General features: G+C 69.0%; 12 protein-coding genes and 2 pseudogenes. 7 read left to right on the forward strand and 7 right to left on the reverse strand.

Features of this window, described 5'->3' with window-relative positions:
- Nucleotides 1-355: 355 nt before the first annotated feature.
- Nucleotides 356-1,411 carry a LacI family DNA-binding transcriptional regulator gene (locus BLS95_RS46390; protein WP_090946013.1) on the reverse strand — a complete coding sequence of 352 codons (1,056 nt, stop codon included), beginning with the start codon at nt 1,409-1,411 and terminating at the stop codon, nt 356-358.
- Nucleotides 1,412-1,461: 50 nt separating this feature from the next.
- Between BLS95_RS46390 and BLS95_RS46395 the strand changes: the two genes are divergently transcribed.
- Nucleotides 1,462-2,685 (forward strand): MFS transporter, encoded by a 1,224-nt coding sequence (locus BLS95_RS46395; protein ID WP_245765698.1) that lies wholly within the window; start codon nt 1,462-1,464, stop codon nt 2,683-2,685.
- 507 nt (nt 2,686-3,192) lie between these two features.
- Here the strand turns inward: BLS95_RS46395 and BLS95_RS55000 are convergent.
- A complete protein-coding gene (locus tag BLS95_RS55000; protein WP_143044187.1) occupies nt 3,193-3,819 on the reverse strand; it encodes a hypothetical protein in 627 nt (208 codons plus the stop codon).
- Nucleotides 3,820-4,277: 458 nt separating this feature from the next.
- On the opposite strand from BLS95_RS55000, the gene BLS95_RS46410 reads away from it, so the two are divergent.
- Complete coding sequence (locus BLS95_RS46410; RefSeq protein ID WP_218136320.1) at nt 4,278-5,105, forward strand: MarR family winged helix-turn-helix transcriptional regulator; 828 nt, start codon at nt 4,278-4,280, stop codon at nt 5,103-5,105.
- Nucleotides 5,106-5,114: 9 nt separating this feature from the next.
- Here the strand turns inward: BLS95_RS46410 and BLS95_RS59665 are convergent, their stop codons facing one another.
- Nucleotides 5,115-5,282: a hypothetical protein gene (locus tag BLS95_RS59665; RefSeq protein WP_342742833.1), complete on the reverse strand. Its 168-nt coding sequence runs from the start codon at nt 5,280-5,282 to the stop codon at nt 5,115-5,117.
- Between BLS95_RS59665 and BLS95_RS59670 the strand changes: the two are divergent.
- Nucleotides 5,278-5,803, forward strand: a pseudogene (locus tag BLS95_RS59670) (transposase); the annotation flags it as partial. The gene BLS95_RS59665 and the pseudogene BLS95_RS59670 sit on opposite strands and share 5 nt — an antisense overlap.
- Nucleotides 5,804-5,994: 191 nt before the next feature.
- On the opposite strand, the gene BLS95_RS46425 reads toward BLS95_RS59670, so the two are convergent.
- Nucleotides 5,995-6,909: an NmrA family NAD(P)-binding protein gene (locus tag BLS95_RS46425; protein ID WP_245765700.1), complete on the reverse strand. Its 915-nt coding sequence runs from the start codon at nt 6,907-6,909 to the stop codon at nt 5,995-5,997.
- 94 nt (nt 6,910-7,003) lie between these two features.
- Here BLS95_RS46425 and BLS95_RS46430 point away from each other — a divergent pair, with 94 nt between their 5' ends.
- Complete coding sequence (locus BLS95_RS46430) at nt 7,004-7,438, forward strand: MerR family transcriptional regulator (RefSeq protein WP_090946017.1); 435 nt, start codon at nt 7,004-7,006, stop codon at nt 7,436-7,438.
- A 291-nt stretch (nt 7,439-7,729) separates the two neighbouring features.
- Here BLS95_RS46430 and BLS95_RS46435 read toward each other — a convergent pair whose 3' ends face one another.
- Nucleotides 7,730-9,250 carry a DUF1349 domain-containing protein gene (locus tag BLS95_RS46435; RefSeq protein WP_090946018.1) on the reverse strand — a complete coding sequence of 507 codons (1,521 nt, stop codon included), beginning with the start codon at nt 9,248-9,250 and terminating at the stop codon, nt 7,730-7,732.
- 151 nt (nt 9,251-9,401) lie between these two features.
- On the opposite strand from BLS95_RS46435, the gene BLS95_RS46440 reads away from it, so the two are divergent.
- The 3 genes and pseudogenes from BLS95_RS46440 to BLS95_RS60060 all read left to right on the forward strand — a co-directional run.
- Nucleotides 9,402-10,064: a response regulator transcription factor gene (locus BLS95_RS46440; protein WP_090946019.1), complete on the forward strand. Its 663-nt coding sequence runs from the start codon at nt 9,402-9,404 to the stop codon at nt 10,062-10,064.
- Entirely contained in the window at nt 10,061-11,176 is a 1,116-nt protein-coding gene (locus BLS95_RS46445; protein ID WP_090946020.1) for a sensor histidine kinase, read from the forward strand. Before BLS95_RS46440 ends, BLS95_RS46445 begins: the two co-directional genes overlap by 4 nt.
- 202 nt (nt 11,177-11,378) lie before the next feature.
- Nucleotides 11,379-11,486 (forward strand): annotated as a pseudogene (locus tag BLS95_RS60060) (phosphotransferase); the annotation flags it as partial.
- Between the two features lie 86 nt (nt 11,487-11,572).
- Here the strand turns inward: BLS95_RS60060 and BLS95_RS46455 are convergent.
- Nucleotides 11,573-12,640, reverse strand: a complete 1,068-nt coding sequence (locus BLS95_RS46455) for a sensor histidine kinase (RefSeq protein ID WP_281250122.1) — start codon at nt 12,638-12,640, stop codon at nt 11,573-11,575.
- 10 nt (nt 12,641-12,650) lie between these two features.
- Nucleotides 12,651-13,346, reverse strand: a complete 696-nt coding sequence (locus BLS95_RS46460; protein WP_090946022.1) for a response regulator transcription factor — start codon at nt 13,344-13,346, stop codon at nt 12,651-12,653.
- Nucleotides 13,347-13,374 lie beyond the last annotated feature (28 nt).

The raw sequence follows: 13,374 nt of genomic DNA on the forward strand, positions 1-13,374 counted from the left end.
CTGACCCCGAAGCTCCCTGGCGAAAGCCGCCATCCACCCCAGCCACCACGACATAGCCTCCTGCGTCCCGCCCTCCCGCCAATTTCTGCGGACTACCTCCTCGACCCTGTCAACGGAGCCGCTCGGCGATGTCCTCCGCCTGCGGCACCCCTATGGGCGCGAGGATGTCCAGCGCCTCGCGGTAGCCGGTCTCGGCCCCCCCTCGCCACACTCACTCGGTGCGGCCGCACAACAGCGTGACCGCGGTGGGCTCGTCCAAGCCGGGACGAAATGGGTGGCAGCGGGCCAGCGCAGATGCGCTCATTCCGGCCGCGGCGGCCACCACTCCCAGGTCGATCCGCGCGCTTGAACGTGGTCAGCGCCGGGTGGAGTCGCGCAGGACCAGACGCCACTCGATCGGGTCGGTCTCATCCGTTGCTTCCTCGCCGAGGACCAGTTGCGCGCAGCGGGCTCCCTGGGCGCGCAGGTTCTGCGCGACGGTCGTCAGCCCGGCGGCCGCGGCCGCGTCGGTGTCGTCCCAGCCGGTGACGGCGAGGTCGCCGGGTACGGCGAGACCGGCGCGGCCGGCCGCTCGCATCAGGCCCAGGGCGAGTTCGTCGCTCATGGCCATGACCGCGTCCGGGGCGTCCGGCCCCGCAAGGAACGCGGTGGCCAGGGAATCCGCCTCGCACGCGCTGTTGCGTGCGCACACCGCGACCCGCACCTGCTGCCATCGACCGCCGGCCGCCTCCCAAGCGTCACGAACTCCGCGCAGGCGCTCACGGGTCACGCGAAAGGTGGCCTCGGCCGGATCCAGCCCGGTGCGAACCCCGGATGTACGGGCACGATCGAGCGGGAAACTGAGCACCATCGGCCGCCGGGCGCTCGCGAGGGCCTCGGCGGCGACGGCGCGGGCCGCGGCCCTGTCGTCGATGGCCACGAACGGCACGTCCCGGTGATGCGGTCCGCCGTGCACGACGGCGGGGAGACCGGTGGCGGCCACCGCCGGCACCACGGGGTCGTCGTCGCTGGTCGTCCAGACGACGAAACCGTCCACCGCGGCCTCGGCGACCCGGTCGGTGTCGGAGGGCGCCCCGGTGATGGGCACGATCGTGAGTCCCAGGCCGTGACCGGCGCAGACCTCGGCGACGCCGGCCAGGAACCGAGTGGCCTGGGGGTCCTCGAAAGCGTAGGTCAGGTGCTCGCCGAGCACCACCCCGAGGCTGCCGGCCCGTCCCCGGCGCAGCGAGCGGGCCCCCGGATGAGGGCCCGGGTATCCCAACCGGGCGGCGGCTTCGCGGACCCTGGCCCGGGTGGGTTCGGAGACGCGATCGGGCTGGGCGTAGGTGTAGGAGACGGTCATCACCGATACCTTCGCCGCGCGAGCCACCTCCGCCATGGTCGGCCGGGGCCGTGAAGGGTCATTGGCCATGCCTCACCCTACCTTGTGTATCGTTACACAAGCTGTGTATCGTTACACAAATGGGCGTCGATCACGGCCACATCCGGGCCTGGGTGCCGTACGCGGGATTCACCGTCTTCGGCGCGTTCTGGGGCGTGTGGGGCGCGTCCGTTCCCGCCATCCGCGACCAGGCGGGGCTGACCGATGGCCAGCTCGGCACCGCGCTGCTGTTCATCGCCGCCGGCGCCCTGCCCGCCATGCCTCTCGCGGGCCGGGCCGTGGACCGGTGGGGGCAGCGCGTCACAGCGATCACCCTCACGTCGTTAGGAATCGCCGGCGTCGCCGTGGCCGTCACCGCCCGCGACCTGCCTGCCTTGTCCGTAGGGCTGGCGGTTCTCGGCGCGTCGTCCGGCGCCGCCGACGTGACGATCAACGCGGCGGCCGGCTCCGCCGAACGGGCCAGCGGCCGTCCGGTCATCACCCGGGCGCACGGCTTCTTCTCCTTGGCCGTCGTCGCGGCGAGCCTCGTGACCGGCCTGCTGAACGCCACCGGACTGCCCGTGGTCGCGCCGTACTTGCTGGTGGCGCTCGCCGCCGGCGCTGTGAGCGCCGCCATCGCCACGAGCGATCGTACGCCGGCCGATCCCGGCCGCCATGATCACGCCCGAACCCCGGCCGCGAACAGTCGGCCGGGTCTGCGCGCTCATATGCCGCTCCTGCTCGTCGCGGGCGGACTGGGCGCGATCGGGTTCGCCGTGGAGAACGCTCACCAGAGCTGGAGCGCCGTCTACCTCGCCGATACCGTGCAGGCCGGGCCCGCGCTCGTCGGCGCCGGGCCCGCGGTCTTCGCACTTGCCGTCGCACTCACCCGCTTCGCGATCAGCGCGGTGAAGACCCGCCGTGCCTGGATCGTCCTGACCGCCGGCGCGGTGATCTCCGCAGCGGGGACGTCCCTCCTCGCCCTCACCGCGTCTCTCCCCCTGGCCCTGCTCGGGCTGGCCCTGGCCGCCGTCGGCACCGCCGTGCTCTTCCCCACCGTGCTCGGCCTGGCCACCGCCAACGTCCCCACCGCCGCCCGCGGTGCCGCCACCTCGGTGGTGTCCACCCTGGCCTATCTCGGCTATCTCGCCGGGCCGGTGTACGTGGGGCACTGGGCGCAGGCGACCGGGCTGCCGGGCGCCATGCTGGCCGTGGCAGCACTCGCCACGGCCTTGGCGCTACTGGCGTGGCCCGCGCTCAGAGCCGTCGTCCCCTCCCCCGCGCAACGCGACACCGCCGAAGCAGGCGCGAGAGGCCACGGGTAGCCGGGCGCCGGGAGGCCGACCGGGCCAGGGCTGGCCGGCCCGGTCACGGTGACGTTCGACACGACCACCAGGGGCGGGGTCGCGGTGCCACAGGAGGGATTGCGGGTAGACGGGCGCGGGATCGGTCACCGGGATGCGGCGCAGGCCATAGACCAGGCGGGTCCGCTCGCCCATGAAGGACCGCCCTTGTTAAGGCGTACGGGCGAAGCCCGTGCCGTTATGACTGGAAGGGGATTTTTGCACCATCCCACCGCCTTTACAATGTAGATCAAGAGCTTCACGTTGGCCGCGTTGCCGTCAGCCACTCAACCGCTTGGCACGCCACGCACTCCCCGGGGTGCACCATGATGGCGCCAGGTGAGGCGGCTGAAGAAGGGTGTGTCGGTTCGCCGCGCGCCCTCGGGCAGCCGGTAGTGCAGGGTACGGTAGCGGCGATCCGGAATACGCCAGACACGGCCGCGGACAAGGTCCCCCGAATCGCGCTGACAAGACTCCTGCTCTGGCTGGTCATGACCACTCCGGCCGGGGTGGCCTGGGCACTCTCCCCGAGAGCCTATGACCAAGAAGAACAACACCCACAAGAAGGAGATTCACGCCCGCTGGATGCCGACCAGGACGCCCACGCCGCCGATCCGGGCAATGCACCCGAAGCCCTCTCGCTGACGACGAGCGAAGTGGACCTTCGTCGCCAGTTTTGAAAGGCCGTGTGCAGATCGCAAGCGTCGGTTCCGTCGCCAAGGTGGCGCGGATGCATCCGCCGTTCGGCGGTTTGCCAGGCCGAAAGGGGGTGGCGGCGGTCTTCAGGTCCTCGATCGTGGTTCGCCAGTCGGTGGCCTCGGTCTCGTTCATGTCGACCCAGTTCTGGTCGCCGAACTCGCGAGCGAACTCCGCGATGTGCTCGGCGGTCTGGGCGAGCTTGTTCAGCACGGTCCCGACGCTCATCCCGACGGTGGGGGCGGTGCGGAACCGGTAGAGCTCTACGGCGGGGACGAGCCCGGCGTTGATCGCCCATTCCAAGGAGTTGCGGGCGTCGGGCAGCCCGCTCTTCTGCTCCTCGTCGGTCAACTCCTCCCACCTCGGGAGGTAAGTGCAGTCGTGGGCGAGTTGCCGGCGGGCCTTGTCCAGGGCCGGCACGCGCGGGTCGTCGAGGGGGCCTTGGGCAGCGGCCCGGTGTTCTCCTCAGGGAGTCGGAGGGGCTGGTCGTTGGGGTGCCCTCGGTTGCGGCTATGAGGGTTTAGTGGGTGTGAGACCGGAGTACGAGCGAGCCTGCCACGGCCCGGTTCCACCGCTGGTAGAGGCCGGTGTGTCGAGGCCTGATCGGGATCGTTAGGATTCTGCCACTTCTGTTGGCCTCCGCTGATCGCCGAGGTGTGTGTTGACGTCGATCGACCGCACCGCCTATCCGCGGTTCCGCGGGAACGTATCGGCGCGGGAGTTAGTCGAGGGGTTCACGCCCACACCCGACGAGACCGCCCCGGAAATTATCGACCGGAGTTGTCGTATCTGGGCCGCGTCGTTCGTAGCCAGGGTGAACGGTCGCCCACGAGGGCGCTGTCACGACCAGCTGTCACGACCAAGGGAGATGCCGACCGATGCAGCAGCACCCACAGGCCAAGATCCACCGCATGTTCGAGCTCGTCGAGCCGATCGCCACCGTCACCTTCTCCGAGGTGGCGAACGAGGCGTTCCTGGCCGTCGGCATGCGCAACTACTGGGACGGATACTTCGCGGGCCGGGCCGCACCGCTGGGGCCGGCACCGGCCGCGGTGGTACACGCGGTCTTCTACAACTTCGCCGACGGCGAGGTGGCACGCCACATCCCCTGGGTGTGGGGAAAGATCACCCCGCAGGAGGCGATCACCGTGCGCGAACGGGGCAGCACCGCCGCCCTGCGGCAGATGATCGGAGAGCTCGCCGACTCCCCCGGTCTGGTGCGGGCCGCCGACCTCGCCACCCGAGCAGCGGTCAGCGCGCCGACCGAGGGCCGACCACTGTACGCCGGGCTGCGGGCGCTCGACGTGCCCGAGGAGCCGGTGGCCAGGCTCTGGCACGCGGCGACGCTGCTGCGGGAGCACCGCGGGGACGGCCACAACGCCGCCCTTCTCGCCCACGGCATCGGCGGCACCGAGGCCCACGTCCTCATGGCTGTTTCCCTCGGAATGAGGGCGGAGGAGTTCGGCCGGATCCACCACCTGCCCAAGGCACGGCTGACCGCCGTGGTCGACGGGCTGCGCGGCCGCGGCCTCGTGGACGCCGCCGGCGGGTTCACCGACGCCGGCCGGGAGACCAGGCAGCGGATCGAGGCGCTCACCGACGAGCTGGCCGCGCCGGCGTACGACGTGCTCAGTGCGGACGAGCTCGACGAGCTGGCCGCGGGGCTCGAGCCGATCGCCGCCGCGGTATGGGCCTTCGACAACTGAGCGGGCGCATCAAGCTGCTGGGACGGCCACGACCCCCAGCCCGGCCACCGAGGTGAGCAGGTCGTTGCGCGGGATCACCCGCCTGGCGTAACCGAAGGCGTCGCCGCCAAGCGGCGCGAGGCCGCCGGCGTCGGCATCAAGGACGGCGCCCGCCGGCGGCAGTCCGTCAAGGGCCACCGATGAGACCCACGTCCACCTGCTGCCGCACGTGCGCGCCACCTGGACCCTGCGCGGCCGCCGGCCACAGATCGGCACACCCGGCAAAACCGGCAGACAACGGTGCTCGGCGCGCTGGAGATGACCACCGGCCGATGGGTGTATCGGCTGCGCCGCCGACTTCATCGCCCTGCTGGGACAGATCCGCCTGGCCGCCCCGACCGCCCAGGCGATCGTGGTGATCTGCGACAACGACAGCATCCACCACGCCAAAGCCGTCACCGCCTACCTGACCGAGCACCCCACCATGGAGCTGTTGTTCGGGGCGCGTTACAGCCCGCATGACAACCCGGTGGAACGCATCTGGGCCGCGCTCAAGGCGTTCATCGCCAACACCGCGGTCAGCCGGCCCGGCCGCCTGAGACAGATTCACGCCGTCTTCCGCGCTCGCTCACCGAGCCAGCTGCTGACCGCGGCAGCCCCATGGACCAGTCCCTGGCTGCCCGCGGGGTTACAAGCGGAACTTCTGGAATGCCGCTTAACTCATGACGGCGCATCACGCCAGAGACGGTCTCGGATCCAGATCACCTTAAGGCACGGCCTTGGGTATGAACCCCGCTCGCTATATGGTCGACTCGTTCACCGAGATGTTGACGCTGCGGTCACTCCCGGCGGCCAACATCCGCAGGCAAGAACAAAGGCGCCCAGGAATGCCAGGGCATCGGCTGCGGTATCAGGCCGCCGAGTCGACATCGCGTACGAACTGCTCGACGGTGGTCGGCTTGACCTCCGGGTAGCGGTCGTTGTCGAGGGCATCGAACTTGGCCTTCCCGGTCACCATGCACCACTGGTACTGCAGGGCCACATAGTCGAACGGATTCTGGCTCCGTGCAGCCCGGCGCTCGATCTCGGCCCGCAGATCGTCAGCGGTGCCCAGGGTCCGCAGTTGCAGCCTGCGGCCGCTGCCGCGCTCGACCGCCTCGTGGAACCCGCGCATCGAGAGGACCTCGCCGGCGAACCGCACCGTCCCACCGTCCGCCCATGCGGGGTCCAAGACGGCGGCCGCGGTGTAGTCGGCGGTGTCCTGCACGGTGGTCACATCCAGCGGCTGGTCGAGGTCGCCCCAGTGCGAGAAGGTCCCATTGTCCCAGTCGACCAGCCCCATGAAACCCATCATCACCTCGATGAAGGCGCCGTTGAGCACCGACAGCACACCCAGCGGGGACCCGGCGAACCGGGCCGCTGCCTGCCGCCGCCAATCGATCATGAAGTTGTCGCCGTCGTCGAGCCGGGTGATGTCGATGGCGAAGTCCGACGGGACGAACCGAGCAGCCCCGGCCCGCTCCGCGGCCCTCAGCAGGTTCGCCTGGCCCTCCACGATCACCTCGGGTCCGCCCTGGACAGCCGAGACGACCGCCGACGCCCCGCCGACGGCTGCGGCCAACCGGTCGACGGAATCGGTGAGATCGCCCTCGACCAGCTGTACACCCTTGGCCCGCAGAGCGTCGAGCACGCGTTGCTTCTCCCCGGCGGCCCCGGGACGCACCAGGGCGCGCACGGTGGCTCCCCGATCCAGGAGGGCCGACGCAAGCCGGTTGCCGAGGAGTCCGGTCGAACCCACCAGAAACACTTCCTGCAGTGTCGACATAGTGATGAATTCCCTTCAGTTCTATTGATCGGGTGGTTCATCGCAAAGGTAGGGTCTATAACCGATTACAAGGTCAAGGGGGAAGATGGTCCGCATGCGCATCGGGGAACTGTCCAGGCGCACCGGCGTCGACGAGCAGCTACTGCGCTACTACGAGAAGCAAGGGCTGCTGGCGCCCGAGCGCTCCCCGAACGGCTACCGCGAGTATGCCGAGACGGACGTCGGCACCGTGCTGAAGATCCGGACGCTGCTGGCCGCCGGGCTGTCCACCGCCACCATCGCCCAAGTCAGTTCGTGTCTACGGGAGGATGTGCTGCCCGCCCCGGCCTGCTCGGGAGTCGTCGAACGACTGCGCGGCGAACGCGACCGCCTGGACCGGGCCATCGAGGAACTGCAGGACGCCCGTACCGCCCTCGACGACGTGATCCGCCGCGGGCATGACGCGGGACCCGGCGGCCGCCCGGGCGAGCAGCCACAGTGGGGCACCGCCGAAGGCGGGCCCACCCTTAACCTCCGCCGGTCCGCCTGACGCTACCGGGCGTCGGCCCCGGCCCCGCCCGGTAGCGTCAGGGCGGAGCAACCCCCGCGTCCAACCGCTGGAATCTAGATTCCTCTTTTCGCCCGGCAGCTGACAGGTGGGAGAAACGGCTGCAGCTTCTCCCCACACTCCTCATCAGTCAACTCATGACGCCGGATCACGTCGGAGACGATGGCGGACCTAGATCACTTTGAAGACACGGCCTAGAGGGCGTGGACGTCCGTGGTGAGTGCCGATCGTGCCGGCCAGGTCTCCGCATCCTCAAGCGAGCGGAATTTGATGTTAAGCCTTCCTGCGGTGCACGGCTATCGCCGCCCCGAGGGCGAGGGCGGCGTATCCGCAGGTCGTGGTCAAACCTGCCCATGGCGGGAGCGGGTAATAGCCCCCGAGCAGTGACGGGCCGACGTCCACATGCGAGAACGTGGGGACGCTCTGCGTGATCGCGAACCCGGCGGCAGGGGTGATCGCCAGCAGCCATGGTGCCATGCCCGAGGTCGCCAGCAGGTAGGGCACGACGACCAGCGCGATGGTCAGCCCGACGGCGACGATGCCCCGCTTGACCAATGCGGCGACGCTTAACGCCAGCACGGCGGCGGCCGCGGTCAGCGCCGCGTAGCCGACGATCACCCGCAACTCGGTCCCCAAGGTGATTGGCTGAACCGGGTTCTGATTCGCACGCAACAGCGCCAGGCCGACAGGGACCACGACTCCCGAGGCCACCACCCCCGCCACGAACGCAACCGCGCCGATCACCGTGGCCTTGGCCGCCAGTCGCCGCACTGGATGCGGCTCGGCCGGCGGGCTGGTCCCGATCAGCCCACGTCGGTGTTCGGCCGTGAAGAACGTGACCGCCGCCACGAGCACCGGGATCAGTCCCACGGCCCCGCCGATCAGCGTGAGGTCGGCGCGCATACCGCCCTCCACCGAAGAAGCGGGCCCGATGTCACCGCCCCCGGTCACGATGAGCTTGTCGCCGGACTCGACAACCCCACCAGGATGATGCGGGGTCTTACCGTCGGACTCCATAACGACGCCGACATCGTCGCGGCGCCACGAACCGTTCGCGCCCTGCAGCGTGATCTGGTCGAAGGTGGCGGTGACCTGGGCGAAGGCTCGCGCCATGTCCCACAGGGCGCCTGGTGAGGTGGCGAACAGCCCGATCTGAACCGTCTCTGGCAGCCCGGTCAGCTTGACCGTGCCGACCTCGGTCCACGTCTTGCCGTCGTCTGACTCGTAGCCGGTGATGGTGTCGCCCGATCTGGTCAGCCGCAGCCACTGCGGGCCATTGTGTGGACCGCCGGGCACGTCGTGGGTGAAGTTGTACTGCATTCGCACGCCGTGAGCTCCGGTGAGCATGACGGCGGCGTACGGTGTGCCCTGCCTGAGGCTCTGCCTGACCAGTAGCCCGGCCTTCGCCCATGGCACCACTCCCTCCTTGACGTTGCGCACCCCGGGTACGGCGTCCGGCAACCGCACCTGCCCGGTCAGGTCCGACACACGGGCGGTGATGCTGCCGTTCCCCTTGAGCGGCTGATGCACGAAGTAGTACTTGTCCCTGACCGCCGTGCCATCGGGCCCCACCAAGGGAGCGGGGCAGGGGCCCTCTCCCTTCCCGGTCACGCAGGTGCTGCGGGCGCTCCCGGCGATCAGCAGTCCGAGTGACACGGTGACCAGCACGGAGGCCGCCATGGCGAGCGCCCAGCCGCGCACGGTACGAAACCTGGTCCACTCCGCGTACAGCAACTGAGGAAAACGGTCCTGCTCGGCCTGTTGACTGGATCGGTAAGGCGTTGACGAACTCATTCCGACGGTTGTACGCGGCACCCGGTCGCAGCCGGGTCGCAGCCGCTGCGACCCGGCTGCGACCGGGGATCTGGCATCGTTGAGACATGGCACCTCGACCCAGCGGCCAATCCAGCCGCCCCGCCCGCACGACGACTGGCGGGCAGCGGGGGTGAGGGTCCTCGTCGTCGAGGACTTCGAGGTCCTCGCCCGCTCCATCGGGAATGGGCTGCGCCGGGAGGGCATGGCCGTCGACGTCGTCCTGGACGGGACCGCCGCCCTCGACCGCCTGGCCGCCATCCGCTACGACGTGGTGATCCTCGACCGCGACCTGCCCGGCGTCCACGGAGACGAGATCTGCCGGTGGCTGGCCCACGGCCGCTGTGAGACCCGCGTCCTGATGCTCACCGCCTCCGGCACGATCAAGGACCGCGTCGACGGACTCAGTCTCGGCGCCGACGATTACCTGCCCAAGCCGTTCGCGTTCGCCGAACTGGTCGCCCGCGTCCGTGCCCTGGCCCGCCGCGCCACCCCGCCGCTACCGCCCACCCTGGCCTGCGGGGACATCACCCTTGATCCGGCCCGTCGTGTCGCGTTGCGGGCCGGGCGGCGCCTTGAGCTGAGCCCCAGGGAGTTCGCCCTGCTCGAATGCCTGCTCGCCAGGCCCGGCCTGGTCATCTCCGCTGAGGAACTGCTCGAACGTGTCTGGGACGAGGCCGCCGATCCGTTCAGCAGTGCCGTCAAGCACACCGTGCACCGGTTGCGGGGCAAGCTCGGCGACCCGCCCGTGATCGAGACCGTCCGTCAAGGCGGCTACCGCATCGGACTGTCATGACCTTCCAGCGGCTCGCCAGAAGATCTCTGCAGACGCGGCTTGCGCTCGCCTACGCAGCGGGCTTCTACGCCGCCGGGCTCTTCGTGCTCGCCCTCGTCGCCGTCCCGCTCGCCAACATCGATGCGGCCATACCCAAGGGCCGCCCCTCAGCGAGAGCGATCACTCAAACCGGGCCCGGGATCAGCCTGCCCCAACTCCTCGCCGGCTCCGCCGTCGCTCTGATCGTCCTGATTCCCGTCGCGCTGGCTCTGGGCTGGTTCGTCGCGGGCCGGTTCCTGCGCCCGCTGCGCGCCATCACCGCCACCGCCAGAATCATCTCTTCCGAAGATCTCCACCGGCGCCTCGACCTCGGCGAGCCTGCGGACGAACTGACCGAGCTCGGTCACACCCTCGACGACCTGTTCGCCCGCCTTCAGGCTTCCTTCGATGCCCAGCGCCACTTCGTCGCCAACGCCTCTCACGAACTGCGCACTCCTCTCGCCGGCCTGCGCACCCTTCTTGAAGTCGCCCTAGCCGACCCAGATGCCGACGCCGATGCCCTGCGCACGGCCTGCCAGGAGGCCCTCGCTCTGGGCGAACACCAGGAGCGGCTCGTCGAAGCGTTGCTCACGCTGGCCACCAGCGACCGCGGCGTCGCCCGCTGGGACATCTTCGACCTCGCCCGCGTCGTCGAAGGAGTGCTTGCCACGCGCCGCGGCCCAGCAACGGAGGCAGGAGTCGACCTCGTCGAACACCTGACGCCCGCAGCCACCGCCGGCGACGCGAGACTGATCGAAAGCCTCGTCGCCAACCTCATCGACAACGCCATCCGCCACAACCATGCGGACGGGCACGTAAAGATCACTACGCAGGCCTCCGGCACGCAGGCAGTCCTCACGGTAACCAACAGCGGGCCCGTCATCCCCGACGGCCAGATCCAGCGCCTCTTTCACCCTTTCCAGAAACTGGCGCCCGATCGTAACGGCCGGCACCGTGGCTACGGCCTCGGTCTCGCCATCGTCAATGCCGTCACGCAGGCTCACCACGCCACCCTCACCACCAGCGCACGCCCAGAAGGCGGCTTGTCCATCACCGTGCGGTTCGCGCACCGAATCTCATCCGACCGTCCCTAGCACCAAGGGTCGGCGTACAGGAAGTGCGAACCCCACACGAGCAGCACGCCGACATCCTCCATATAGGTGCCTGTTTGATCGCGAAGAGTAAGAAGCCGTTTTCTGGACGCTGCTACTTCTCACCGACATCCTGAACGACCAGATCGTTCCACACCTGCGGTCGAGGTGGCGTGACGGAGTCCGCCAGTGGCTGGACGCGCTGCTGGCGCTCGAGGAGGTCCCGGGCAGGCTCGTCCACGGCGACCTCGGCGCCGGCAACGCCCACTTCGGCAAGGACGGCAAGCTGACCGGCGTCCTCGACTGGGACATGGCGATCCTTTCCGACCCGGCGATCGACGCGGCACTCATCGCGACCTGGCACGGCTGGGACGTCCTCCGCGCCATCGACGAGGAGACCTACCGAGGTGGTGCCGCGGGTAGTTGCACCGTGACGCGGAGCCCGCCCGCGGGGCGGGGGGTGAGGGTGAGGGTTCCGTCGTGTGCTTGGGCGATGCTCTTGACGATTGCCAGGCCGAGGCCGACACCTGCGTGGTCGGCGCGTATGCGTTCGGTGCCGCGCTGAAACGGCTCGACAAGCGTGGAAACCAATGGTGGGGCGAGCCTCTCGCCGGTGTTCTCGACAGTGAGCACCACAGTCTCGGGGTGAACGGTGGTCGTGACCCACACAGTGCCCTGTTCAGGGAGGTTGTGGACGATCGCGTTGTGCACGAGGTTCGTAGTCATCTGCAGCAGGAGCGCATGTGAACCGATGGCGGGGGTGATGTCGCCGGAGGTCTCGATGGTGAGGCCGCGTTTTTCTGCGAGGGGCAGGAGCGTTTCAGTGGCTTCTTCCGCTATCAGGGACAGGTCGACGTGTACTCGGGCGTAGGACCGTTGGTCGGCGCGGCTGAGCAGGAGCAATGCTTCAGTGAGGTCGATCGCTCGGGTGTTGACGGCGTGGAGGCGGTCGACAAGTTCGCCGGTGTCGCGGTTCAGATCGTTGCGGGCCACGTCGAGAAGCGTCTGCGTGATCGCCAGTGGGGTGCGCAGTTCGTGGGAGGCGTTGGCTGCGAATCTCTGCTGTTCGGCGACGTGTGATTCGAGCCGTAGGAGCATGGTGTCGAAGGCGTCGGCGAGTTCGCGGAACTCATCTCTGCGGCCCCGTAGCCGGATTCGGTGGGATAGTGATCCGTTCGCGGCCCTGCGTGTGGCGTCTGTGATGCGAGTCAGAGGGGTGAGCATGCGACTGGCGAGAATCCACCCTCCCGCGACACCGAACACCAGCAGGAACGCGAACACTGCGGCTGCCACCGGAGCGAAGGCGTGCAGCGGGTCGGGCCGGTCGGGAACAAAACGACTGAAGGTGAAGATCACACCGTCGGACAAATAACGCCGAAGAAACACCCACACGACCGCGAGTACCAAGGCACCTGCAAGCGTGACGAACCCGGCATAGCTGAGGGCAAGTTTGAGACGAACGCTCAAACCAGGCGCCCTATCCACGGTTCCCTCCCCCACGTCCCGTGCCGGGTGCTGTGTCGATGCGGTAGCCGACGCCGGCCACGGTGGCGATGATCCCGGGTTCGCCGAGCCGTTTGCGCAGTGCCGAGACAGTGATGCGCACGGCATTGGTGAAGGGGTCGGCGTTCTCATCCCACGCTTGCTCTAAGAGTTCTTCGGCGCTGACGACACCACCCTCGGCAGCGACGAGGACTTCGAGCACGGCGAACTGTTTCCGGGTGAGCGCGACATAGCGGCCGTCGCGGTAGACCTCGCGGCGGAACGGATCCAGACGCAGCCCTGCGATCTCTCGCACGGGTGGTCGGTTGTGGGCGCGCCTGCGGTCGAGTGCTCTGAGACGGAGCACGAGTTCTCGGAGTTCGAAGGGCTTCGTGAGGTAGTCGTCGGCGCCGAGTTCGAACCCGGAGGCCTTGTCGTCGAGCCGGTCGGCAGCGGTGAGCATGAGGATAGGCAGGCCACTGCCGGAGGCGACGATGCGTTCGGCGATCTCGTCGCCGGAGGGGCCGGGGATGTCGCGGTCGAGGACGGCGATGTCGTAGGCGTTGATGCTCAGCAGTTCCGACGCGGTGTCACCGTCACCTGCGATGTCGGCGGCGATCGCTGCCAGGCGTAGGCCATCACGGATGGCTTCTGCCAGGTAGGGTTCGTCCTCGACGATCAACACACGCATGCTCTTGATGCTAGGAGCCGGAGCATAT

Origin of the sequence: Nonomuraea jiangxiensis (assembly GCF_900099965.1) — a bacterium.
Classification (GTDB): Bacteria; Actinomycetota; Actinomycetes; order Streptosporangiales; family Streptosporangiaceae; genus Nonomuraea; species Nonomuraea jiangxiensis.

Bases quoted from the DNA above. Each gene is read 5' to 3' on its own strand.
- BLS95_RS46445 (WP_090946020.1), top strand. From the start codon at position 10,061: ATGACCTTCCAGCGGCTCGCCAGAAGATCTCTGCAGACGCGGCTTGCG.
- BLS95_RS46435 (WP_090946018.1), bottom strand. From the start codon at position 9,250: ATGAGTTCGTCAACGCCTTACCGATCCAGTCAACAGGCCGAGCAGGAC.
- BLS95_RS46410 (WP_218136320.1), top strand. From the start codon at position 4,278: ATGCAGCAGCACCCACAGGCCAAGATCCACCGCATGTTCGAGCTCGTC.
- BLS95_RS46390 (WP_090946013.1), bottom strand. From the start codon at position 1,411: ATGGCCAATGACCCTTCACGGCCCCGGCCGACCATGGCGGAGGTGGCT.
- BLS95_RS46425 (WP_245765700.1), bottom strand. From the start codon at position 6,909: ATGTCGACACTGCAGGAAGTGTTTCTGGTGGGTTCGACCGGACTCCTC.
- BLS95_RS46395 (WP_245765698.1), top strand. From the start codon at position 1,462: ATGGGCGTCGATCACGGCCACATCCGGGCCTGGGTGCCGTACGCGGGA.
- BLS95_RS46430 (WP_090946017.1), top strand. From the start codon at position 7,004: ATGCGCATCGGGGAACTGTCCAGGCGCACCGGCGTCGACGAGCAGCTA.
- BLS95_RS46460 (WP_090946022.1), bottom strand. From the start codon at position 13,346: ATGCGTGTGTTGATCGTCGAGGACGAACCCTACCTGGCAGAAGCCATC.